The sequence below is a fragment of the Nocardia sp. NRRL WC-3656 genome (assembly GCF_000720265.1).
GTDB classification, from domain to species: Bacteria; Actinomycetota; Actinomycetes; order Mycobacteriales; family Mycobacteriaceae; genus Nocardia; species Nocardia nova.
The window spans coordinates 20,090-43,141 of record NZ_JOJF01000010.1 but is presented as its reverse complement, the minus strand read 5'-3'; the positions used below and the strand labels follow the sequence as shown (position 1 = coordinate 43,141).

The window sequence follows — 23,052 nt, the reverse complement described above, 5'->3', positions numbered from 1 at the left end:
ACTTACTCGCAAGTAAGATCCTGGGACCGATCACCCGAAACCCATACCCGAGAAGACTGGTGACTATGAGCACTCGAGACACCGCAACGGAGCGACGTCCGGATTCCGCCGTCGGCCTCAACCCGGTCAAGCGCGACTGGATGGGCGCGGCCATGCGGGTCATGACGACCATTACCGGTTCCGAACTGGCCGAGAAGTACAACCTGCGCAAGCCCATCGAACGGCTGACCTACGAGGGCACCAAGACCGGCTTCCGCACGCTCGGCGCAGCCACCCGCGCATTCGGCAAGGTATCCGGTGGCGGTAAACCGAAGCGCTTGCCCGCCAACGAGTCCCGCAGCAAGGACTACTTCGACCTCACCCCCACCGACGAGCAGCAGATGATCGTCGAGACGGTGCGCGAATTCGCCGCGGAGATCCTGCGCCCGGCGGCCTACGAGGCCGACGGCGCGGCCCAGGCGCCCAAGGATCTGCTCGAGCGCGCCGCCGAACTGGGCATCACGCTGATCAACGTGCCCGAGGAGCTCGAGGGTGCGGCCACCGAGCGCGGCGCCGTCACCAACTCGCTGGTCGCGGAGGCGCTCGCGCACGGAGATATGGGCCTGGCGCTGCCGATTCTGGCCCCGTCGGGTGTGGCCGTCGCGCTGTCGCAGTGGGGTTCGGACGCACAGCAGCAGACCTACCTGGGCGCCTTCACGGGTGAGAACGTGCCGCAGGCCTCGGTCGTGATCAGCGAGCCGCGGGCACTGTTCGACCCGTTCGCGCTGCAGACCAAAGCCACCCGCTCCCCCAGCGGCTACCGGATCAACGGCGTCAAGAGCCTGGTTCCGGCCGCCGCCGACGCCGAGCTGTTCATCGTGGGCGCCGAAATCGACGGCCGCCCCGCACTTTTCATCGTCGAATCGGATACGCCGGGTGTGGTGATCGAGGCCGATCCGAGTATGGGCCTGCGCGCCGCCGGTCTGGGCCGGCTGATCCTGGACAACGTCGCGGTTCCGGCCGAGGCCATCCTGGGTGACGGCGACGCCGCCCAGCGCGCCGAGGAATACGCCGACGCGGTGCGGCTGGCCCGCCTGGGCTGGGCGTCGCTCGCGGTCGGCACCGGCCAGGCCGTGCTGGACTACGTCAAGCCGTACGTGAAGGAGCGCGAGGCGTTCGGCGAGCCGATCGCGCACCGGCAGGCGGTGGCGTTCATGGTCGCAAATATCGCCATCGAACTCGACGGCCTGCGGCTCGTGACTCTGCGGGGTGCGTCACGCGCGGAGCAGGGGCTGTCCTTCTCCCGGGAGGCAGCGCTGGCCCGCAAGTTCGCCACCGACAAGGGCATGCAGATCGGCCTGGACGGCGTGCAGCTGCTCGGCGGGCACGGCTACACCAAGGAACACCCGGTCGAGCGCTGGTACCGCGATCTGCGGGCGATCGGCGTCGCCGAAGGTGTGGTCCTGATCTGATCCGGGTCTCCTCGACCCCCTGAACCGTATTGATGGAGACATTCCGATGATCAATCTCGAACTCCCCAAGAAGCTGCGGGCCAGCGCCAACCAGGCCCACCAGGTCGCCGCCGAGATCTTCCGCCCCATCTCGCGCAAGTACGACCTGGCCGAGCACGAATACCCGGTGGAGCTCGACACCATGGCCGCCATGGTGGAGGGCCTGGCCGACTCCGGCACCCAGGACATCTCCGGCGCCACCGGCGGCCGCAAGGCCAAGTCCGGTGAGGAGGCCGCCGACAGCCACTCCACCGAACTGCTCGGCAACAGCAACGGCGGCAACATGTCGGCTCTGCTGAATGCGCTCGAAACCTGCTGGGGCGACGTCGGTTTGATGCTGTCGATCCCCTACCAGGGACTGGGCAACGCCGCGATCGCCGCGGTCGCCACCGACGAGCAGCTGGAGCGCTTCGGCAAGGTGTGGGCGGCGATGGCCATCACCGAACCGTCCTTCGGTTCGGACTCCGCGGCCGTCTCGACCACCGCGGTGCTCGACGGTGACGAGTGGGTCCTCAACGGCACCAAGATCTTCGTGACCGCCGGCTCGCGCGCCACCCACATCGTGGTGTGGGCCTCGGTGGACAAGTCCAAGGGCCGCGCGGCGATCAAGTCGTTCGTGGTGCCGCGAGATGCCAAGGGCCTCACCGTCGCTCGCCTCGAGCACAAGCTCGGCATCAAGGCCTCCGACACCGCCGAACTGCGCCTCGAGGACTGCCGCATTCCGGCCGACAACATCCTCGGCAGCCCGGAAGTCAACGTGGAGAAGGGTTTTGCCGGGGTCATGCAGACCTTCGACAACACCCGCCCGCTGGTGGCCGCGATGGCCATCGGAGTCGGCCGCGCCGCACTCGAGGAACTGCGCACCATCCTCGAGGAGTCCGGCGTGGAGATCTCCTACGACATCCCCGCCAACAACCAGTCCGCGGCCGCCGCGGAATTCCTTCGCCTGGAATCGGATTGGGAAGCCGCCTACCTGCTCGCCCTGCGCGCGGCGTGGATGGCCGACAACAAGAAGCCCAACTCCCTCGAAGCCTCCATGTCCAAGGCCAAGGCCGGGCGCATGGGCACCGACGTGACACTGAAGGCCGTCGAACTGGCCGGCGCGGTGGGCTACTCCCAGCGCACCCTGCTGGAGAAGTGGAGCCGTGACTCGAAGATTCTGGACATCTTCGAAGGCACCCAGCAGATTCAGCAGCTGATCGTGGCCCGGCGCGTGCTGGAGCTGAGCAGCGCGCAGCTGAAGTAGGTTGCGGGACAACGGAAAACCGGTGCGAGTTCGACTCGCACCGGTTCTTTCGTTCCTGGACACGCTGTTCCGATCAAGATTCCCTCTCAGGCCGCCGCTAGGCCGTCATCGCTCGGACACCAATCTTTCCAGGCCGCATCCACTGCGAGTCGTGCACGTTCGTGGCTGCCATCGAGCAGGTGCGCATAGAACTTCAGCGTGAACCCCGGATCGGCGTGGCCGAGATACTCCGCCAGCTCTTTGATCGAAACTCCGCGCGCTAGGAGCGTTGAGGCGTACAGATGCCGAAGCGCGTGCATGCCATCAGCGCGGTTCTGATACTCCAACCCCGCCTTGGAAATGCTGGGCGCCAAGCTATTTTTGTGAACAGGTCGCCTCCGATGGCACCTCCATTCGGATGCGTGATCATCAGCGGAACGGTCACGGGTTCGCCCTCAGCACTTCCCCACGGCAAGGTCACACATACGGGCGGGTACAGCTCCAGGTACTCGTCGATGTCACCCAGTAATGCCGGAGCCAGCGGCACAAAGCGTGTCTTTCCCCGCTTGGGCAGGGCAAACATAACTTCCCCTTCACGAGCTTCACCTGCCGCTGCACGTGTGCCACACCAGCTTCACGGTCGATATCCCGCTCCGGCGAAAATCCAACGATTTCACCCTGTCGACAGCCCAGCCCGGCACCCAACGGCACCGCGATGTCGTAGCGCTTGCTCATCGCTCCCCGCACCCTCCGGACCCGTTCATGGGGTCACGCGAAGTCCGTGCGCCGGCCGATTCGCAGAAGCCCGAAAGTTGTTGTGCGGCCGAAGAGGGCTACGGCCCCCTTCCCATCGCTTCGGCCACCGGCAACGCCGCCGGTAGTGAGTCGCCAACGACGTCGACTCCGGCCGATCCCCCGGTACTGGTCATACCGGGACACCGGTCACCCGGTGCGGACGACGGTCCTTCCGTCCGCACCGGGTCACCGCCACAACTTCCGTTGGGTCGCTGCCGAATTCGCCTTATATTTATAGATAGAACAGAAGCCGGATAAGCCAGGAAACCGGCCCGGCAAAGGACTGACCGCCGGTAGTGAGCTACCGGCGGTCAGTAACCTGTCATACGCCGTCGTCAGTGGACGCCGAGGTCGATTCCGAACATCAGCTCAATCCACCGCAGTGCGGCAGTAAAGGCGACACTGGTATCGAGTCCGAATGAACCCATCATCCTCATCTCCTTCAAATGGATTCTTTCTGATTCCCGACCCAATCGATGGCTACCACCCCCTGGTAGCAACGAAACACAAAAAGCAAACAAAATCGGCATAATCGCTGGTCAAAAGACCAGTTACCTCGCCAAGATCCCGCCGATGCGGTCTACCGACGTGCGCGTCCTTCGGCCGCGTGGCCCCGGTGGTGGTCGGCCTGCATTGTCTTCCCGCGCCCCTCCAGCCTCGAGGGCGCTACGCGTCACTACGTGATGGGCATTCGCCCACCCTTGACCCCGGAGCCTCTACGCGAGAAGGGCAGGCCCTAACGGGCAGACGGGAGCCAGCCCACCCATGTACGCATACCGACCACCACCAAGGCCAAACAACGTCACTGGCCGGCAGTCTGCTTTCGATGCAGTACAACTCGGGCCAGTTCGGCGGGCGTCGCAGTAGTCGTGTCGACAATCATGTCGTAGGGGAAACCGTGATCGTGCACTGTGGCCAGATGGCCTCGCGCCAACCCGATCGTTTTGCCACGAACCAGTTCCCGCTGCTCGGCGACAGCCAGCGGACAGGTGACACCGACCAGTTGAACATCCAGGCCGGCCAATTCATCCAGCCATATCGGCAGCAGATCCGGGGAAAGCAGCATCTCGTCGATGACCAGATGATCACCACCCCGAGCGAATTCAGCAGCCGCAGCACACCCCGACCGCAGCATGCGGTACCCGACCTGGCCGTAACGGACGACCAGCACCGAATGACCGCCTGCATCCTGGCCAGTCCGGTCGTACCAGAAACCGTCGCGACTAAGCCGGCCGTCGCGCCCACCACCCCAGTTCGGCGGCACCAGACTGAACAGGGTGTCGATCCCCCAGTAGACGAACGGGACGTCACTCTCATCCTGGATGGCCCGCGCCAACGTGGTCTTTCCCGCGCACGACGTGCCGTTGAGGAAAATCACCCGCGAAGGACGCTCAACGCTCCGCATCCACCCACGTTATCCGATCGCTTTCGCGTCAACCCGAGAGCCAGCGACAAATACCACCGCACGCAGTGACCACCACGATCCCACGGTGTCACAAGTCATGCTGCTTCCGCCTTACCGGGGCAGACGAAACCGAGCGTTCGCGATACACCAGCACCCCATTTCAGATGTGGGGAAAACCCGCCGGGGCTGCCTCCGGAGCGGAAGCCAGTGGTTCGATCGTCCGGGCCCGTGCCAGATCCGATCGAGGCGGACATCAGTCGCAAAGGCTGGTGCATCTCGCTACGAGAGCAACTGCCCAACAACTCCAGGCAAACTACAGAGGCCCTGCGCAAGGTGCGAATATGCGATCGGCGAACCGACCTCCCCACCCTCATTGCAGACATCCTCGAAGGGACACAGCAGATTCAGCAGCTGATCGTGGCGCGGCGTGTGCTGGAGCTGAGCAGCGCGCAGCTGAAGTAGGTTGCGGGACAACGGAAAACCGGTGCGGATTCGACTCGCACCGGTTCCCCGATCGGCCCTACACCGGACCGACCGACGGCCGGTTCCGGTTACCGCTTGGAGAAGCGGCCGGTCAGGTAGGTCGTCACGATGACCTGTAGGGCGCTGACGGTTCCCGATCCCGTGCCGTAGGTCCCGTTCGAGGCGCTGGAGGTCACCCCGAGCGAAGGACCGAGGTCGATTCAGGCCGTCGGCTGGGCCGGCCTGCCTTCCACCTCGGCGAGGAAGTCGGTCAGCTCGGCGTGGAACGTGTCCCACTGCTCGGCGAAGCACAGGTGCGAGGCGTCCTCGATGGTCACCATTCGCGAGCCGGGGATGCGGCGGCGCATATCCTCGAGATGCGCCGGGCGGCATTCGTCGTGCCGACCGCCGATCAACAGGGTGGGCACGCCGATTTCGCCCAGCCGCTCGGTGACGTCCCACTCTTTCAACGAGCCGGTCACGGTGAACTCGCTGGGTCCGATCATGGTGTGGTAAACCTCGTAACCCGCTGCCGCGTACGCACGTTCGAGCCCGACCGGCCACGGCCGCAGCCGGCACACATGCTTGCGGTAGAAGCCGAGCGTCGCGGCCTGATACTCCGGGCAGCCGGTGAACCCGCTCGCCTCGTGCCGCCGGATCGTCTCCCGCACCTCGTCCGGCTCCTCCTCGAGCAGTTCCGCGCAGTCCCTCGACCACCGCGGCATACTTGCCGGAGTACCGACCAGCACCAGACTGTCCAGCGCCGGCTGCCGGTCGAGCGTGTACTGCAGGGCCAGCATCCCGCCCCACGAATTGCCGAGCAGATGGACGCGCTCCAAGCCCAGCGCCGCGCGCACGGCCACGAGTTCCGCGACGAACCGGTCCACGGTCCACAGCGAGGTATCGCTCGGCCGATCGGAATTGCCGCAGCCGAGCTGGTCGTAGAAGACGATCCGGCGCTCACCGGCTATCTGGGCCAGCGCCTCCAGATAGTCGTGCGGAAAGCCCGGCCCCCCGTGCAGGCACAGGAGCGGAGTTCCGTTCTCGCCGAGCGACCGATACCAGACGCGCCCGCCGGGAACGTCGATACGACCTTCTTCCGAACGCATATCCACTCCTCTCGAACGGGTAGCGCGAGGACATCCTCGACATAACCACTTCCGGCGAATCCCCGGCTACGGATCCGCCGAGCCGGCGGTGAACGATTCGGCAACAGGCGTGCCCGCTCGCCATGGCCGTACGGCCCAGAATCGAGGCCAAGCTGTTGACCGGAAGTGTGTACCAAGTCACACTTGCGGCTGCTACCGTCCCCAGCACGCGATCGGGTCGTGTGGAGGTGGTTGACGTGGGCGTCGGTATCGGGTCGATTCTGCAGGGGGTGCAGCGCAAGGCGGTCGAGGTGACCGAGGCGGTGCGGGCGCTGAATGTGCTGCGGGAGCGCGGTTTGATCGACCCGCGCAATCTGGGTGAGACGGTGTTGTCGGCGAAGGAGGGGCGCCGGCTCGGGCCGCAGGCGACGATGGTCCGGCATGCCGCGCGGATGTGGCCGCAGCGGCCCGCGCTGGTCGACGAGCACGGGAGTATGACCTTCCGCGAACTCGACGACGATTCCACGCGGCTGGCCCGCGGCCTGCAATCGCTCGGCGTCGAACCCGGAACGGTGATCGGCATTCTCGCGCGCGATCATCGCGGACTGCTGCTGGCGATGGCGGCCGCCGGGAAGGCCGGTGCCCGGCTGGCGCTGATGAACACCGGCTTCGCGAAACCTCAGTTCGCGCAGGTCTGCGAGCGCGAGCACGTGAAGGTGGTGCTGCACGACAGTGAATTCGTCGGCCTGCTCGACGCGCTGCCGCCGGAGCTGCCGCGGGTGATCACCTGGGTCGACGACGGCGCCGAATTGCCCACGGGCGCAATAACGATCGAGGAACTGATCGCGGCCCACCCACCGAACGAGCTGCCGCTGCCGGCCAAACCGGGCGGCTTCGTGATCCTCACCAGCGGCACCACCGGCCTGCCGAAAGGCGCTCCCCGGGAGGCGGTTTCGCCGATCGCCTCGGCTCAGATCACCGATCGGATCCCGTTCCCGGCGCAGGGCACGATGCTCATCGTCTCGCCGATCTTCCACAGCACGGGCCAGGCAACCTGGCTGATCGCCACCGCGCTGGGCGCGACGACGGTGATGATGCGCCGCTTCGACGCCGAGCGGACCCTGGCCCTGATCGCCGAACACGATGTCGATCTGCTGGTCGCGGTGCCGACGATGCTGCATCGGATGGTCGAACTCGATCCGGCCGTGCGCGAGCGGTACGACCTGTCCTCACTGCGGTCCATCGTGCTGGCGGGATCGGCACTGTCCCCGGAGTTGACCGTGCGCGCCACCGAGGCGTTCGGCCCGGTGCTCTACAACCTCTATGGCTCCACCGAATGCGCGGTGGCGACGGTGGCCCAGCCGACCGATCTGGCCCTCGCGCCGGGCACCGCCGGCCGCGCGCCCGTCACCTGCGAGGTGGCGTTGTTCGACGAGAACGGCAAGCGTGTGCACGGCGCGAATGTCAAAGGGCGCATTTTCATTCGATCCGGCGCGCCCTTCGGGGGATATACCGACGGCCGGCACAAGCAGATCATCGACGGCTACATGTCCTCCGGCGACGTCGGCCACTTCGACGAGCACGGGCTGCTGTTCGTCGACGGCCGCGACGACGACATGATCGTCTCCGGCGGCGAGAACGTCTTCCCACAGGAGGTCGAGAACCTGCTGCTGGAGCGGGCGGACATCTTCGACGCCGCGGTGGTCGGCGTGGACGACGTGGAATTCGGCAAACGCCTGCGCGCCTTCGTCGTGCCCGAGCCCGGCGCGACCCTGGATCCGGACGAGATCAAGGCCTACGTCAAAGGCACCCTCGCCCGCTACAAAGTGCCTCGTGACGTGGTGTTCCTCGACGATCTGCCGCGCAACGCCACCGGCAAGCTGCTGCGCCGGGCACTGGTGGAATACCAGATCACATAACCGGTCACCCGACCAGTTGTACGGTACCGTCGGTTACAGAGACGCGAACCACACCCGCGTGCCCCTGCTTGCTAGGGTTGGCAGGCACTGGATCTCGATGTTGCGGTCCCGCCTGCCTGGCGGAATCCGCGGAAGGTTGTACCTATGTCAGCTGTCCTTCCGTCAGCAAGCACTGCCCTCCGAAAGGCCGGAGATCTGGCTCTGGGGGTCAACGTCATGCGCAAACGCGGGCTGTTCAGCCCGCTGCGACCGGACCATGCGGTCAGCTCGGCGCTCAACGTCACCAAATTCGGACCCTTCGCGGGCGTGATCATGCACGCCGCGAAGACCAATCCGAAGTCCGCGGCGCTGCTGGACGAGCGGGGCGAGCTGACCTTCGCCGAGGTCAACGAGCAGTCCAACCAGCTGGCTCGCGGCCTGGCGGCACACGGTCTGCGCGAGGGTGATGTGGTGGCGCTGCTGGCGCGCGACCACCGCGGCATGGTGCTGAGCCTGGCCGCCACCGGCAAGCTCGGTGTGCGGGCGGTGTTGATGAACACCGGCTTCGCCAAACCGCAGTTCGCCGATGTCGCCACGCGCGAGCAGGTCAAACTGGTGCTGCACGACAGCGAGTTCTTCGACCTGATGAGCGCCATTCCCGACGAGATCCCCCGCATCCTGACCTGGGTGGACGAGTCCGACAACGTCGATCCTTCGATCCCGACCGTCGATTCGCTGCGCGAGGGCCAGTCCCCCGATGCGGTGAGCGCGCCGACGAAGCCGGGCGGCATGGTGATTCTGACCTCCGGCACGACCGGCACCCCGAAGGGCGCGCCGCGCGACAAGGTCAGCCCGTTCATCTCCGCACAGTTCCTGGATCGAATTCCGTTGCCCCGCAACGGTTCCATGGTCGTCGCGGCGCCGGTCTTCCACGCCACCGGGCTCTCGCAGTTCACCCTCGGGCTGTCGCTCGGCAACCGGATGATCTTCCAGCAGCGGCGCTTCGACCCCGAGAAGACGCTCGCCAACATCGACAAGTACAAGGCGGAGTCGCTGGTGGTGGTGCCGACCATGCTGCAGCGCATGCTGGACCTGCCGCCCGAGACGCTCGCCAAGTACGACATGTCCTCGCTGCGGATGATTTTCGCCGCGGGCTCGGCGATCCCGCCGGACGTCGTGACGCGCAGCCTGGACTACTTCGGTGACGTCCTCTACAACGTGTACGGCTCCACCGAATGCGCGCTGATCACCGTTGCGAGTCCGGAGGATCTGCGCAAGTCGCCGAGCACCGCGGGACGCCCGCCGCTCGGGATCCGGCTGGCGCTGTTCGACGAGAACCGCAAGCGCATCACCGAACCGAACGTCACCGGCACGATCTTCATCGAGAACGCGCACTCCTTCAAGGCCTACACCGACGGCCGCACCAAGGAGACCATCGACGGCATGATGTCCAGCGGCGACGTCGGGCACTTCGACGAGGACGGGCTGCTGTTCATCGACGGCCGCGACGACGACATGATCGTCTCCGGTGGCGAGAACGTCTTCCCGCAGGAGGTCGAGCATCTCATCGCCGATCGCGCCGACGTGCAGGAGGCGGCGGTCGTCGGTGTCGACGACAAGGAATTCGGAAAGCGCCTGCGCGCCTTCGTCGTGCCGGGTCCCGACTCCAAGCGCGATGCCCAGGAGATCAAGGACTACGTCAAGGCGAACCTCGCGCGTTACAAGGTGCCGCGCGAGGTGATCTTCCTCGACGAGCTGCCTCGCAACGCCACCGGCAAGCTGCTGCGCAAGCCGCTGACCGAAATGGACGTCACCGGCGACTGAGTTCACCGGCACCGATCGGCCCGGGAGTTTCGACTCCCGGGCCGATCGTGTTTCCGCGGAGCTTCCACGCGGGAAGAGTCGGACGTATCTGTGAATTTGCTTCGAAGCGGTCGGCTATCATTCAGCTCGTGTTTCCCCCGTCCGGCCGCGTATCGGCCCGCGCCCAGGTGTCGACGCGTGCGCGTCGGGCCGCGGTAGCGCGGTTGCGGGGCGCGTCGGCCGGATCCGTATCGGGCGCTCTGTCGATCGCCGCGCACGGATGGGCGGCGGGCGGGATGCCGGTGCAGTCCAGCACCCTGATGCTGCTCGTGGCCGCCTCCACCGTGGTCGGCGCGCTCGTCGCAGGGCTGGCGCCACTGCGCACCACCGCCGTCGGACTCGTCGCGGCCCTGTGGGGCGGGCAGCTGATCGGCCATCTGGTGATGTCGGCCGATATGGCGCAGATGCACGATATGCCGCTGTGGACGCCCGCCATGCTGGGCGCTCACCTGGTCGGCGCGGTGTGCGCCGCCGTCGTCATTCTCGGCGCCGAGGCCGCCTACCGGATCGGCACCGCCGTTATGCGGGCGCTGCCCGTCCCAATCAGCCTCCCGGCCGTCGACGAACCGATTCTTCCGCGCAGCGTTCACCGCGACCGGGTGATCCTGCGGATCTTCCCCACCGAGACCTTCCGCACTCGCGGACCCCCGCTCGCTGCGTCCTGCTGATACATCTCATCACCCACATTCGCGAATCCTTCTCGCCGACAGTGCGTTCCGGGTAACCGGCGCAGCATTTCGGGTGCTTCGACCGCGGGATCGGGCGGCGTAACGTTCGCACCGAAACTCTGCGGGCGAATCCGCCCCGCGTCGTCCCGGCGCGAATTCGGCTGTCTCGGAAGCGGGTACCGCCACAGTCCCAGTGCGGCGGAACCCGAGACCACGCCGATGCCGGATACGGTCGCGAGCCACGCGGTTTCGCGCACAGCCATGTGGGTGCCCTCGAACAGGAGCACTACCAGTGAGCATCACCGATATTCCGGCTGTCGGCACCGAGCCGCCGCAGCCGGAGAAGTCGCCGCCCGAGGCGGCGCAGCAGTCACCACCCGGTTCGGCCGATCGGTCGCGACCGTCTCGGTCCGGCACCGCACGGGCGGTGCAGGCGCTGGCCATGCGGCTGCACTTCTATGCCGGCGTCTTCGTCGCGCCGTTCATCCTGATCGCGGCGGTGACCGGGGCGCTGTACGCGGTCGCCCCCAGCCTCGAGTCGATCGTGAATCGCGATCTGCTGCATGTGGATTCGACCGGCCCGGCGCGGCCGCTGTCGGAGCAGATCGCGGCGGGTGTGGCCGCCGAACCGGGACTCGCGCTGGTCGCGGTCGACCCGGCGCAGCACGCGGGCGACACCACCCGCGTGATCTTCACCGATCCGAGCCTCGGTGAATCCGAGCGTCGCGCGGTCTTCGTCGACCCGGCGACCGCGACGTCCGTGGGCGACAGCGTCGTGTACGGCAGTACGGGTGCGCTACCCGTGCGCACCTGGATCGATGTGCTGCATCGCAACCTGCATCTCGGCGATGTGGGCCGGCTCTACAGCGAGATGGCCGCCTCGTGGATGTGGATCATCGCGCTGGCCGGTCTGGTGATGTGGCTGCGCCGCTCCCGTGGCTCGCTGCGGCGGCTGCTGTGGCGGGACCGGTCGAAGGCCGGTCGCCCGCGCAGCGTCGGTGCGCATGCCACGGTCGGCATGTGGATTCTGCTGCCGCTGCTGTTCCTCTCGGCCACCGGCCTGACCTGGTCGTTGCACGCGGGGCAGCACATCACGTCGCTGCGGCAGCAATTGAGCTGGACCACGCCGGTCGTCGACACGGCGCTGCCGGGTGCACCGATGCCGTCGATGCCGGCCGGTGGCGAACACGCCGAACACACCGGCGGACACGGCATGTCGATGCCCGTTCCCGCCGACCGCGCCGCCCAGGCGGACAAGGTCCTCGCGGTCGCCCGCGGACACGGCATCGACGGTCCGGTCGAGATCTCCGTCCCGGCGAAGGACGCCACCGCCTTCACCGTCAAGGAGCGCCGCCTGCCCGGGGTCTACACCCAGGACGCGATCGCCGTGGACGGTAGGACCGGCGATGTCACCGACATCCTGCGCTACGCGGACTGGCCGCTGATGGCCAAACTCGCCAACTGGGGCATCGCGCTGCATATGGGCATGCTGTTCGGCCTCGTCAATCAACTGCTGCTGCTGGCCACGATGATCGCGCTGATCACCGTGATCGGACGCGGCTATCTGATGTGGTGGCGACGACGGCCGACCCGCGCGGACGGCCCGTTCACCTTCGGGCGGGCACCGGCACGCGGAGTGCTGCGGCGGGCGCCGCTGTGGATCAGCGTGCCGCTGATCGCGGTCACCGTGGGGATCGGCTGGTTCGCACCGGTGCTGGGCGTGAGCCTGCTCGCGTTCCTGATCGTCGATGTCGTCCGCGGCCTGATCGCGGGACGACGCCGGGGAGCAGTCGTCTGAGGTCCTGAATCACACCCGGTTACGACACCGGCCGAGGTAATTCGGTTGCGCCGCACCATCATTCCCGCGCACGCGAGCACCACCGCGTCGCCCGTGCGATGGACCGCGCGCTCGGCCGGGTCGTAACAGCCGCCGACAGCGATCGGCCGGCATCACCGATTGCGCTGTAATCCGCAGGACGCACCGCCTGCGGTCGTCCGGGGCTGCATCATGCCCACATTCGGCGCGGTCGGCACACCTACAGCAACTTTCGTTTACCTGATATCGCAAAGGGATTCATCACCATGGGAATCAAGAACCTCGCCGTCACCGCCGCCCTCGTCGCCGCCGCCCTGGGCCTGAGCACGGCCACCGCCGGCGCCGCCCCCACCGACTCCGGCGCGGTGGGCTTCCAGGCCACCACCACGCCGACCGGCACCGTCATCTCCACCGATGCCGGATCGCTGTCGGCCGACGACGGCGTATTCACCGTCGAGGCGGCCGACGGCACGGTCCTGGCCGGAACGCAGCTCTCGTTCCGGGTCGACGATTTCGTCTTCCCGATCGAGGCGCGGATCCACGACCGCACCGCGACCCTCACGCCGAAGTTCGACCTCGCGCACGCGGCCTACCAGCCGGTCGCGATGCCGTTCGAGGACAGCGCGCCGTGGAAGACCCCGTACGACCGGGAGCAGGCCGCGTGGAGCCGGATGACCAGCACCCTCGGCGCCGGCGCTTCGATCGGCACCCTGGTGGGCGGCATCGGTGGCGCCGGAATCGGCTGCGTCCTGGGCGGAATCGCGGGCGCGACCATCGCGGCGGCCACCATCGTCGGCATGTTCGGCCCGTTCGTTCCGGCCGCGGTGGTGGGCTGCCTCGGCGGCATCGTGGCCATCGGCGCGCTCGGCACTCTCGCGGGTCAGCTGCTGGTCACCGCCCCGGTCGCGGTCCTGGCCGCGGCCCAGTACTTCACCACGGTGAACTCCCCGTTCCCCGCGAAGTGAGGTAGCGAGACGACGCGGCACCCGCACCCCGATATCCGGTGATCTGCCGGGTATCGGGGTGCGGGGCCGCCGGCGGAACAGCGAAGGCGCTCAGAGCAATCCGCCGGGATCGGCGCCGGCGCCGCCCTTCCGGGATATCGTGCACACGATCAGCACAGGTTGTCTCCGTTTTCCCTTCGCGAAGGAGTGACCGCGTCATGAACGATTCCTGGTTCCACCGCACCGCACGCGCCGGTGTCGCCGCCGCGGGGGCCACAATCCTCGCGGCCGCCCCGGCTCTCGCCCACGTCACCGTCTCCGGTCCGGACGCGGCGCGCGGCGGTTCGGCGGTGCTGACCTTCCGGGTACCCAACGAATCGGCCACCGGTAGCGCCACCACCCAATTGAGCGTGCAGCTTCCGGCCCTGACCGAAGCCGAAACCGAACCCGTGCCGGGCTGGAAGACCAAGGTCACCCGCGACGACAACCACAGGGTCGTCGCCGTCACCTGGATGGCGGATACCGGCAGCGGCATCGAGGCCGGGCAGTTCGAACAGTTCTCCATACTGGCCGACGGACTACCGGATGCCGACACCGTCACCCTGCCCGCCACCCAGACCTACGCCGACGGCCGGGTCGTGCGATGGGACCAACCCTCCTCCGGGGACAGCGAACCCGAATTCCCCGCTCCGACACTGGCATTGGCGCCGGCACACGCGGGCGGGGCGCACAACCATGGCGACGTCCACGCCGCCGCCGCGGCCGAGGAACACGAAACCGACACCACGGCACGATGGCTGGGCAGTATCGGCATCGTGCTCGGTGCACTGGGTGTCCTCGCGGCGGCCACGATGTTCACGCGAAACCGGTCTCGGCGGTAGCCGACACCGCCGCGGCGCCCGATCGGCCCCGGAAACGCGATCGCCGGAGACCGCCCGTACATTGACCACGAGCGCAATGGCCGATCTCGGGCGAGAGTGGGAGTGAGCGTGCCGGAGCAGACCGTCGGCATCATCGGCGCCGGCATCATCGGACTGGCGATCGGCCGGGAACTCGTCCGCCGCCGGCCCGGCACCCGGGTCGTCGTCGTGGACAAGGAGGACCGGGTCGCGGTCCATCAGACCGGGCACAACTCCGGAGTCGTCCATGCCGGAATCTATTACGAACCGGGCTCGCTGAAGGCCATCCTCTGTGCCCGCGGGCGGCAGCTGCTGCGCGACTACTGCGCCGAGAAGCAACTTCCCTACGACGGGGTCGGCAAACTGGTCGTCGCCGTCACCCCGGACGACGTGGTGCGGATGGACGCGCTGGCCGAACGAGCGGGCAGCAACGCCGTGCCGGGACTGCGGCGCATCGATGCCGGCGAGATCCGGGAGATCGAACCGCATGCGACGGGTCTGGCCGCGCTGCATTCGCCGCACACCGCCATCACCGACTACCCCCGCATCGCCGCCGCCTTCGCCGACGAGATCACCGCCGCCGGCGGAGAGATCCGGTTGTCGTTCCCGGTCACCGCCGTCACGCGCGCCTCGGACGGCATCCGCATCGGCTCGGACGCCGCGGCGATCGTGGTCGATCGGCTCATCGTGTGCGCGGGCCTGCACAGCGACACCGTGGCCGGACTGGCCGGAGACCGGCCGGGGCCCAGAATCGTTCCGTTCCGGGGCGAATACATGCTGGTCCGGCCGGAGAAGAAGGAGCTGGTGCGCGGACTGATCTATCCGGTGCCCGATCCGCGGTATCCCTTTCTCGGCGTGCACTTCACCCGCCGGGTGAACGGCGAGGTCGAGGTGGGGCCGAACGCCGTGCTCGCATTCGCCCGCGAGGGATATCGCCGGTCCGCGGTCTCCGCGCGGGACCTGCGCGACCTCGCGACCTGGCCCGGGACCTGGCGAATGGCGCGCCGGCACTGGCGCACCGGGGTGCGTGAAGTGCACGGCTCACTGTCGGCGCGAGCGTATATGCGCGCGGCGCAACGGTATGTCCCGGATATCGGCGTGCACGATGTGTTCCGGGCCGGTTCGGGTGTGCGGGCACAGGCCGTCGGCGCCGGTGGGGACCTCGTCGACGATTTCCGCATCCACCGCCTCGGCCCGATCACCGCGGTCCGCAACGCGCCCTCCCCCGCGGCCACCTCCAGTATGGCCATCGCCGAGCATGTGGCCGACGTGCTCGAGCGCGAGGGCGAATAGCGTTGGGCCGCTAGGGTTCCGACGGGCCGCCGGGCGGTTCGGTCTCGGACTGCTCCGGTTCGGCTTCGGTGAGCTGACGGACCGGGCGTAGTACCACCCACAGCAGGAACGCCGCCGCCGCGACGAGCATCCCGATCCCGGCCCAGAGGTTGATGTTCCAACCGCCGGTGCGCACCCGATCGGCCGCGGTGTCGTGGACGAGTGCGGTGACGACGAGGATCAGGCCGTAGCACCCGAGCAGGGAGCCGACGATGGTGCGGATATCGAAAAGCATGGCGTCACTTCCTCATCCCACGAAGATGTTCAGCGCGATCACGATGACCAGCGCGATCCCGGCGAGCAGCACCGGTCGCTGATACCACGGCAGCGTCGCGGCATCGGGATCGCTGAGCTGGTCCTTCGGCGTCTCCGAATACACCAGCCCGACCAGTTCGGCGTCGGGTTTGGGCGCGGTCCACATACTCACCGCGATACTGAGCACCATATCGACCACGAAGGCCACGCCGGCGGCGACGAAACTCGAGCCCTGCCCCGACAGATGGAACACCTCGGCCTTGTTCAGGATGAAAACGACCACCGCGCTGAGCGTTCCGAACACCAGACCCACCCAGCCGGCGGTCGGGGTCATCCGCTTCCAGAACATGCCGAGGATGAAGGTCGCGAACAGCGGCGCGTTGAAGAACGAGAACAGCGTCTGCAGATAGTCCATCATGTTCGAGAAGCTGCCCGCGATGAACGCGGTGCCGATCGCGATGGCCGTGGCGCCCACGGTGGCGAGGCGGCCGACGGTGAGGTAGTAACCGTCGGGCTTGTCCTTGATCACGTACTGCTGCCACAGGTCGTAGCTGAAGACGGTGTTGAACGCGGAGATGTTGGCCGCCATCCCGGCCATGAACGCCGCCAGCAGTCCCGCCAGGCCGACGCCCAGAAGTCCGTTCGGCAGGACCTCTTTCATCAGATAGAGCAGCGACTGGTTGTAGGTCGCGTCACCGTGGCCGGTGTTCTTCAACTCGGCGATCTGCGGGATCAGCAGCGCGGCGACCATACCGGGGATGACGACGATGAACGGGATGAACATCTTCGGATAGGCGCCGATGATCGGCGTGCGCCGCGCGGCCGAGATCGAATGTGTCGCCAGCGCGCGCTGCACCTCGACGAAATTCGTTGTCCAGTAACCGAAGGACAGCACGAAGCCGAGTCCGAGCACGATGCCCGTCACCGACAGGAAGTTGTTCGAGAAACCGCTGAGCTCGTGGCCCGGCCAGGAATGCCACTGTTCGGAGCCGTCGGGCCGGGCGGTCACCTGGTCCTTCAAACCGCTCACGCCGCCGATGCGATGCAGGCCGACCAGGGTGAGCGGCAGCAGCGCCGCGACGATGACGAAGAACTGCAGCACCTCGTTGTAGATCGCCGCCGACAGACCGCCGAGGGTGATGTAGGACAACACGATCAGCGCCGCCACGATCACCGACACCCAGAGCGGCCAGCCCAGCAGCACGTTGACGATCGAACCCAGCAGATAGAGGTTCACCCCGGCGATCAGCACCTGGGCGACCGCGAAACTGAGCGCGTTCACCAGATGCGCACCGGTACCGAAGCGGCGCCGCATGAACTCCGGGACGCTGCGCACCTTGGAGCCGTAGTAGAACGGCATCATCACCACGCCGAGAAACAGCATGGCCGGCACCGCGCCGATCCAGAAGTAGTGCATGGTCGGCATGCCGTATTCGGCGCCGTTGGCCGACATGCCCATGATCTCGACCGCACCGAGATTCGCGGAGATGAAGGCCAGACCGGTCACCCACGCCGGCAGCGAACGACCCGACAAGAAGAAATCGATACTCGAGGAGACCCGTGCGCGGGCCATCAGTCCGATTCCGAGTACGAAGACGAAATACACGGCGACCAAGGCGTAATCGACGGGCGCGGCATCGAGCCGGAGCTGATCCGACCCCAGCACCGCCGCCGCTGAATCGAACCGGTGCGGTGGCTGAGCTAGCGGCTGCATACGGATCTCCTGTCGGAAAGACCAGCGGTCGACCGGGTCACGATGTGCCCGGATCGTAGCGCGCCCCAGTGCATCTCCGGGGCCAGTCCGCCGCCCGCGCGGCGCGCATCGGGTCGATCTGCCACTCTTCGAAGGAAGAATTTAGAGAAACATCGCCCTGCAAAATGCAACACTGGTGAGCCCGGGAAGGATCGAACACGATGCGCACAACTCATACTTCGCTCGACCCACTCGGCCGCCGTGATCGCGATCGCGAGGGACCTGCGACGCTGACCATCGAGATCGGCACGGCGACGGGAACGGGCGCTACCGAGGTGGCCGCCTTCGACGCGGCCCTGTGCGAACTCGGTGTGGGAGAGGCGAATCTGATCCGATTATCCTCGGTGATCCCGCCCCGGGCGCAGGTGCGGCGGACGGCGCGGGTGCGCCAGCGGATCGGCTGGGGCGATCGTCTCTACTGCGTCTACGCCCTCGGGCACGCGCGATCGCCCGGCGCCACCGCGGCCGCCGGGATCGGCTGGACCCTGTGTGCGGACGGCTCCGGCGCGGGCCTGTTCGTGGAACACGCCGCCGAAACGACCGGGCAGGTCGAGGATCTCATCAACGCCAGCCTCGCCGATATGACCGCCGCCCGGCCGGCGCGCTTCGGCCCGGTCCACACCGCCACCGTCGCGGCGCGCGCCGACGGGCGCGACACGTGTGCGCTGGTGCTGGCCGCCTACCGGGCCAGCGGCTGGGATCGTCCGTGAGCGGTGCCCTCGGAATCGGGGCGTCGTGGCCGGGCGTCGAGATCACCATCGAGGCGGCGATCGCGGACGCCGAGATCGACCTCTTCCACGACCTCTACGAGCAGGCCTTCGGACCGCTGCGAGCGCGCGCGATCGCTCGGCAAGTGCTGCATCGCAACGAGTTCCGCGCGGAGATGACCGACACCCGGGTCGACAAGATCGTGGCCCGCACACCGGCCGGTGAACCGATCGGACTCACCACCCTGACGCGGCATCTGGACACCGTGCCGTGGATCAGTCCGGAGTATTTTGCGACACGGTTTCCGCAACACGCCGAGCGCGATGCGATTTACTATGCAGGTTTCACCCTTGTTACCCCAACTGCGCGACACGGGGTGGCTTTTCATGCCATGATCAGTACAGTTGTCCAGATCCTGGCGGCAGATGGTGGGGTCGTCGGCTGGGACATCTGCTCGTACAACAATTCTCAATTCTCGTTTGCCGACGCACTGCGCAGTGCGGTCGGTGAACAGGCGAACGTGGAAGTCGCGGTCGAGGATTCACAAACCTACTACGCGGCTCGATTCCTGAACGACGACGCGGACCAGGGGGGCTGATGACATCCGGCACACAGCACCACCACACCACCCGCATCCGGCCGCTGCGCACCTGGCCGCCGGAAAAGCTCTGGCGCACAGCGCTATCGACGGCTGTCGTCTCGATCGTGGCGGTCCTGGCGATCGCCGAATCCCCGGCGTTGTCACTGACGGCGATGCTCGGTGTCGTCGTCGCGACGCTGACCATGATCGGGACGGGAGTGCGCCGGCATCGGCCGCCCGCGCCGGCGGCCTGGTATCTGCTCGCCCTCTCCGGCGTCTTGTTCGCCGCCGGAACACTGCTGCGCGATTTCACCGGCAGCGGCTTCCCGCCGTACGACGATCTGGCGACGCTGGCCGGCTACGGCGGTGTCGGAGTCGCCGCCTTCCTCTGGTTGTGGCCGCGGCGCTCGAGCTGTCAGCGCGATCTGGTACTGGATTCCGGTTTGATCGCGCTCGGCGCGCTGCTCGCCTCGTGGACCTTTCTCATCTCCCCGGTGCTGCACAACACCCGGCAGTGGGACGCCTCGGCGCTGATCATGCCGATCTATCCGGTGATCGACGCCTTACTGCTGACGCTGGTCACCCACTCCGTGGTCACGTCGTCGCGCTCGGAGACCTCGTTGCGGCTGGTGCACGTCGGCCTGCTGGCGATCCTGGTGGCCGACCTCGGCTACAACCTGCAGTCCGCCGGCTCGGTACATCTCGACGCGCGCATGCTGTTGACGCCGCTGCTCGTCGCCTATGCGATGGTCGGGCTGGCGGCGCTGCATCCGACCATGGTCACCCTCGGCGGCGCCCGCCGGGTGCATCCGCACCGGTCCCGGCAGCGCGCCAGCGTGATCGCGGTGACGCTGGTGGTCGCCTCGCTGGTGCCGACCGTCGGCGCGCGGGTCGGCACGGTGGACCGGGTGGTGGTCTCCACACTGCTCGCCACGCTGTTGGTGGGTGTGCTGGTGCGCAGCGAGCGCGCGATCGTGCGCAGCGCGCGCAGCGAACGCCGGGCCCAGTACCAGGCCGACCACGATATGCTCACCGGCCTGCTCAATCGGTCGGCGTTGCTGCGCGCCCCGGCGCGCAATCGCGAACTGTGGGCCGGGCGCCCGATCTGCCTGCTGTTCCTCGATCTGGACGGCTTCAAGACCATCAACGACAGCTACGGCCACGCGGTCGGCGACGAACTCATCGCCAACGCCGCCGCCCGCATCCGCCGCGTCATCCACCGCGACGATGTCGCGGCCCGCTACGGCGGCGACGAATTCGTGGTGCTGGCCGGCGCCAACCGCGCCGAGGCGGCCGTTCTGGCCGAGAAACTGCTGGCCGCCTTCGGCAAACCCTTCGAACTGTCGGTCACCGAGGTGACCATCGGCGCGAGCATCGGCATCGCCTGCAGCGGCCCGCGCAGCACCGATGCCACCATCTACGACCTACTGCGCGAAGCGGATTCGGCCATGTACCACGCCAAGGACTATTCGCTCGGCTGCGCCTTCCACGACGACCTGCGCCATCTCCCCCAGGCCGAAAGCCGGCGGCGAGTGCGCCGGCACGAACCGGCGGTGTGAGCCGGCGTCACACCTCGGGTGCGAGCGCGAAACGTTCGGCGAATTCCGACATCTGATCGTGTTGCTGCGCCGGCTCGGCTCCGGCGAATCCGACGACGAGGCGATGCACACCGGTTTCGGCGAGTTGTCCGGCGCGGTCGACGGAGATATCGGCCGAGCCCCATCGCGTGTACTCGAGAGCCGCGGGGTCGCGGCCCGCCTCGGCAGCGGCCTCGCGTGCCAGCTCGAATTGCCGGTCGCGTTCGGCCTCGGTCAGCATGCCGCCGGCGAAATAGCCGTTGCCGCGCCGCCCGGCACGACGCGCGGCCGCCGCGCTGGAACCTCCGACATGGATGGGAAGTTCGCTCACGCCATGGGGTTTGGGGTAACTGCACACATCGTCGAAGGAGAAGAACTCACCACGGTGACCGACACCCTCCGGACCGCCCGCCCACAGCAGCCGCAGCACGTCGATCGCCTCGTCGGCGCGGCGGCCGCGGGTGCGGTAGTCGACCCCGAGCGCCCGTGCCTCCCCCGGCAGACTGCCGAGGCCGACGGTGAGCAGCCGCATCCGGCCGCGCGACAACACGTCGATCGTCGCCAGCCGCTTGGCCAGCACGACCGGATGGCGGTAGGGCAGCAACAGCACGCCGGTGCCGAGCAGAATCCGCCGGGTGGCGGCCGCGACGAAGCTCAGGCAGTCGAGCGGATCGAAATACGGCAGGGTGGGCGGCAATTCGCCCGCGCCGTAGTCCGCCCCCGGATACAGCGCGATGTGATCCTGGACGTAGAGCCCTTCGAATCCACAGTCCTCGGCATGCCGGGCGAAGGCTACGAGCCGATCGGGATCGGTGCCGTTGAATGCCGTGCTGTAGCTGACCGCGAAACGCATCCGGAAACCTCCGAGTTAGCAGGTGAACGCACACTTCGGCGGCGGTCCGGTGACAGCGTCGATCCGATCCGTCAGATGCCGGCGTGCGGCGCCGAGTCGAGCGATCGCGTCGTCGATCTCGGCCAATTTGCGACGCAGCGACTCGACAGATTCCGGACATTCGTCACCCGACCCGTTGCCTGCGCGCAGACAGGTGACGAACGGCTGCGTGTCGGCCAGATCGAACCCCAGCTCCAGCAGATCGCGGATCTTGCGTACGACGTCCACCTCGTGCTCGTCGTAGACGCGGTAGCCGTTCGCCGACCGCCGGGACCGGACCAGACCCTGCTGCTCGTAGTACCGCAGCATCCGGGCGCTCGTTCCCACCCGCTCGGCCAGTTCTCCGATCAGCATGAATTCCCTCTCGCCACTGCAGCCGTCACGCTAAACGTTGTCATCGGTGTCAACGCAAGGCCGCGGCCGCGTATTCGGAGGGAGCTGTGGTGTGCGGCCCGGTTAGCCGGACAGTTCGTCGAGCAGGCGCCGGGCCTGTTCGAGTTCGGCCTGCAGTTGTTCGACCTTGGCGCGCTGAGAGTCGCGAACGGCGTCCAGCACGGAGTCGACCACCTCGGCGACCTCCGGATGCAGCAGCTTCGCGGCCTGCGCCACCGAGGCACCCGCCACCGCCAGGCCCTTGATGGTGCGCTTCTTACCGTGCACCACGTCCACGGTCCATTCCCCGTCGGCGGTGCCGGACAGGGTGACCGTCACCTCGGGGGCCTTGGATTTGCGGGCGGCCGCGGCCGACTTCTGGGGACGGGCGGCCGGCGTGGCGGCGGGTTTGGCCGAAGGCTTCTGATCCGAAGCAGGTTGCGGCGCAGGCGTTTTCGACGCCGCGGCGGGCACCGCTGCCGGTGTGGGCGGCGCGGATGGCGCGGTCACGGACGACGACATGCTCACTGCGGTGTCCTTCCTCGTTGCCGGCGGCGTAGCGCCGGTGGTCTCGGATGTGGTGGTGCGCTTGTCCTTGCGCGCGGGCTTGGCCAATGTCACCTCGGTCGGCGAGAACGACATGACATCCTTCGATCCGGTCGGCCGGACCTGCAGGAAATCGCCGTCGGCCGGATCACCGAGTGCGATCACCTTGCCCGAACGCCCCTCGGATACTCCCACTGCCGCCGGAGTGAACCACACCATGGGTGGCCGGCCGTCGGCGAGCTCGGCCGCTATCTGTCGAATCTCGGTGTCGGACAACGGTTGCGGTTTGGTTCGTGGGGACGACATGGTGTACTCCGGGCGGGCTCGTAGACATCTGCGTGCCAAGAGCATGCCCCATGGCACCGACAAGTCCACATCGCGCGCGACACCCGGGTTCCGGCAGACATATCGGCAACAGCTCAGCGAATCGGTCGATCCGCGCGCGGCGAACTCGGCCGCATGCACAACGCGGCATCCGAAATCG

Annotated in this window: 21 protein-coding genes; 13 read left to right on the top strand and 8 right to left on the bottom strand. The window is 67.4% G+C overall.

Features of this window, described 5'->3' with window-relative positions:
* Positions 1-65: 65 nt before the first annotated feature.
* The gene (locus IG65_RS0114700) at positions 66-1,451 is read left to right on the top strand and encodes an acyl-CoA dehydrogenase family protein (RefSeq protein WP_036524539.1); all 1,386 of its coding nucleotides are present in this window, start codon (positions 66-68) and stop codon (positions 1,449-1,451) included.
* A 46-nt stretch (positions 1,452-1,497) separates the two neighbouring features.
* Entirely contained in the window at positions 1,498-2,736 is a 1,239-nt protein-coding gene (locus IG65_RS0114695) for an acyl-CoA dehydrogenase family protein (protein WP_030515474.1), read from the top strand.
* Between the two features lie 86 nt (positions 2,737-2,822).
* On the opposite strand, the gene IG65_RS38495 is transcribed toward IG65_RS0114695, so the two are convergent.
* Positions 2,823-3,089 (bottom strand): tyrosine-type recombinase/integrase, encoded by a 267-nt coding sequence (locus IG65_RS38495; protein WP_051756028.1) that lies wholly within the window; start codon positions 3,087-3,089, stop codon positions 2,823-2,825.
* A gap of 1,223 nt (positions 3,090-4,312) precedes the next feature.
* The gene (locus tag IG65_RS0114680; protein WP_030515473.1) at positions 4,313-4,915 is read right to left on the bottom strand and encodes a chloramphenicol phosphotransferase CPT family protein; all 603 of its coding nucleotides are present in this window, start codon (positions 4,913-4,915) and stop codon (positions 4,313-4,315) included.
* 228 nt (positions 4,916-5,143) lie between these two features.
* Here IG65_RS0114680 and IG65_RS0114675 point away from each other — a divergent pair, with 228 nt between their 5' ends.
* A complete protein-coding gene (locus tag IG65_RS0114675) occupies positions 5,144-5,377 on the top strand; it encodes a hypothetical protein (RefSeq protein ID WP_030515472.1) in 234 nt (77 codons plus the stop codon).
* A gap of 221 nt (positions 5,378-5,598) precedes the next feature.
* Here the strand turns inward: IG65_RS0114675 and IG65_RS0114665 are convergent, their stop codons facing one another.
* Entirely contained in the window at positions 5,599-6,486 is an 888-nt protein-coding gene (locus IG65_RS0114665) for a proline iminopeptidase-family hydrolase (RefSeq protein WP_036524628.1), read from the bottom strand.
* Between the two features lie 227 nt (positions 6,487-6,713).
* Between IG65_RS0114665 and IG65_RS0114660 the strand changes: the two genes are divergently transcribed.
* The 7 genes from IG65_RS0114660 to lhgO all read left to right on the top strand — a co-directional run bounded on the left by IG65_RS0114660 (position 6,714) and on the right by lhgO (position 15,846).
* Complete coding sequence (locus tag IG65_RS0114660) at positions 6,714-8,384, top strand: acyl-CoA synthetase (protein WP_369801549.1); 1,671 nt, start codon at positions 6,714-6,716, stop codon at positions 8,382-8,384.
* A gap of 144 nt (positions 8,385-8,528) precedes the next feature.
* Entirely contained in the window at positions 8,529-10,187 is a 1,659-nt protein-coding gene (locus tag IG65_RS0114655) for an acyl-CoA synthetase (RefSeq protein WP_030515469.1), read from the top strand.
* 128 nt (positions 10,188-10,315) lie between these two features.
* Positions 10,316-10,894: a hypothetical protein gene (locus tag IG65_RS0114650; RefSeq protein WP_051756024.1), complete on the top strand. Its 579-nt coding sequence runs from the start codon at positions 10,316-10,318 to the stop codon at positions 10,892-10,894.
* A gap of 292 nt (positions 10,895-11,186) precedes the next feature.
* Positions 11,187-12,692, top strand: coding sequence for a PepSY domain-containing protein (locus tag IG65_RS0114645; protein ID WP_081879491.1), 1,506 nt, complete (start codon positions 11,187-11,189; stop codon positions 12,690-12,692).
* 284 nt (positions 12,693-12,976) lie between these two features.
* Complete coding sequence (locus IG65_RS0114640; RefSeq protein ID WP_030515466.1) at positions 12,977-13,675, top strand: hypothetical protein; 699 nt, start codon at positions 12,977-12,979, stop codon at positions 13,673-13,675.
* Between the two features lie 197 nt (positions 13,676-13,872).
* A complete protein-coding gene (locus IG65_RS0114635; protein ID WP_030515465.1) occupies positions 13,873-14,535 on the top strand; it encodes a YcnI family protein in 663 nt (220 codons plus the stop codon).
* A 108-nt stretch (positions 14,536-14,643) separates the two neighbouring features.
* A complete protein-coding gene (lhgO, locus tag IG65_RS0114630; RefSeq protein WP_030515464.1) occupies positions 14,644-15,846 on the top strand; it encodes an L-2-hydroxyglutarate oxidase in 1,203 nt (400 codons plus the stop codon).
* A gap of 10 nt (positions 15,847-15,856) precedes the next feature.
* On the opposite strand, the gene IG65_RS0114625 is transcribed toward lhgO, so the two are convergent.
* Positions 15,857-16,120: a hypothetical protein gene (locus tag IG65_RS0114625; RefSeq protein ID WP_036524535.1), complete on the bottom strand. Its 264-nt coding sequence runs from the start codon at positions 16,118-16,120 to the stop codon at positions 15,857-15,859.
* A 12-nt stretch (positions 16,121-16,132) separates the two neighbouring features.
* Positions 16,133-17,854: a sodium:solute symporter family protein gene (locus tag IG65_RS0114620; protein WP_228798864.1), complete on the bottom strand. Its 1,722-nt coding sequence runs from the start codon at positions 17,852-17,854 to the stop codon at positions 16,133-16,135.
* A gap of 200 nt (positions 17,855-18,054) precedes the next feature.
* On the opposite strand from IG65_RS0114620, the gene IG65_RS0114615 reads away from it, so the two are divergent.
* The 3 genes from IG65_RS0114615 to IG65_RS0114605 are packed head-to-tail and all read left to right on the top strand — an operon-like array spanning position 18,055 to position 20,740.
* Positions 18,055-18,603: a pyruvoyl-dependent arginine decarboxylase gene (locus IG65_RS0114615; RefSeq protein WP_231509211.1), complete on the top strand. Its 549-nt coding sequence runs from the start codon at positions 18,055-18,057 to the stop codon at positions 18,601-18,603.
* Positions 18,600-19,199 carry a hypothetical protein gene (locus tag IG65_RS0114610; protein WP_081879490.1) on the top strand — a complete coding sequence of 200 codons (600 nt, stop codon included), beginning with the start codon at positions 18,600-18,602 and terminating at the stop codon, positions 19,197-19,199. Before IG65_RS0114615 ends, IG65_RS0114610 begins: the two co-directional genes overlap by 4 nt.
* Positions 19,199-20,740, top strand: a complete 1,542-nt coding sequence (locus IG65_RS0114605) for a GGDEF domain-containing protein (RefSeq protein ID WP_081879489.1) — start codon at positions 19,199-19,201, stop codon at positions 20,738-20,740. The genes IG65_RS0114610 and IG65_RS0114605 overlap by 1 nt, the downstream gene beginning before the upstream one ends.
* Before the next feature lie 7 nt (positions 20,741-20,747).
* On the opposite strand, the gene IG65_RS0114600 is transcribed toward IG65_RS0114605, so the two are convergent.
* From IG65_RS0114600 to IG65_RS39675, 3 genes are all read right to left on the bottom strand, one after another.
* A complete protein-coding gene (locus tag IG65_RS0114600) occupies positions 20,748-21,611 on the bottom strand; it encodes a TIGR03619 family F420-dependent LLM class oxidoreductase (protein ID WP_030515458.1) in 864 nt (287 codons plus the stop codon).
* 15 nt (positions 21,612-21,626) lie between these two features.
* Positions 21,627-22,004: a MerR family transcriptional regulator gene (locus tag IG65_RS0114595; RefSeq protein ID WP_030515457.1), complete on the bottom strand. Its 378-nt coding sequence runs from the start codon at positions 22,002-22,004 to the stop codon at positions 21,627-21,629.
* Between the two features lie 102 nt (positions 22,005-22,106).
* Entirely contained in the window at positions 22,107-22,874 is a 768-nt protein-coding gene (locus IG65_RS39675) for a DUF6319 family protein (RefSeq protein ID WP_030515456.1), read from the bottom strand.
* Between the last annotated feature and the right edge of the window lie 178 nt (positions 22,875-23,052).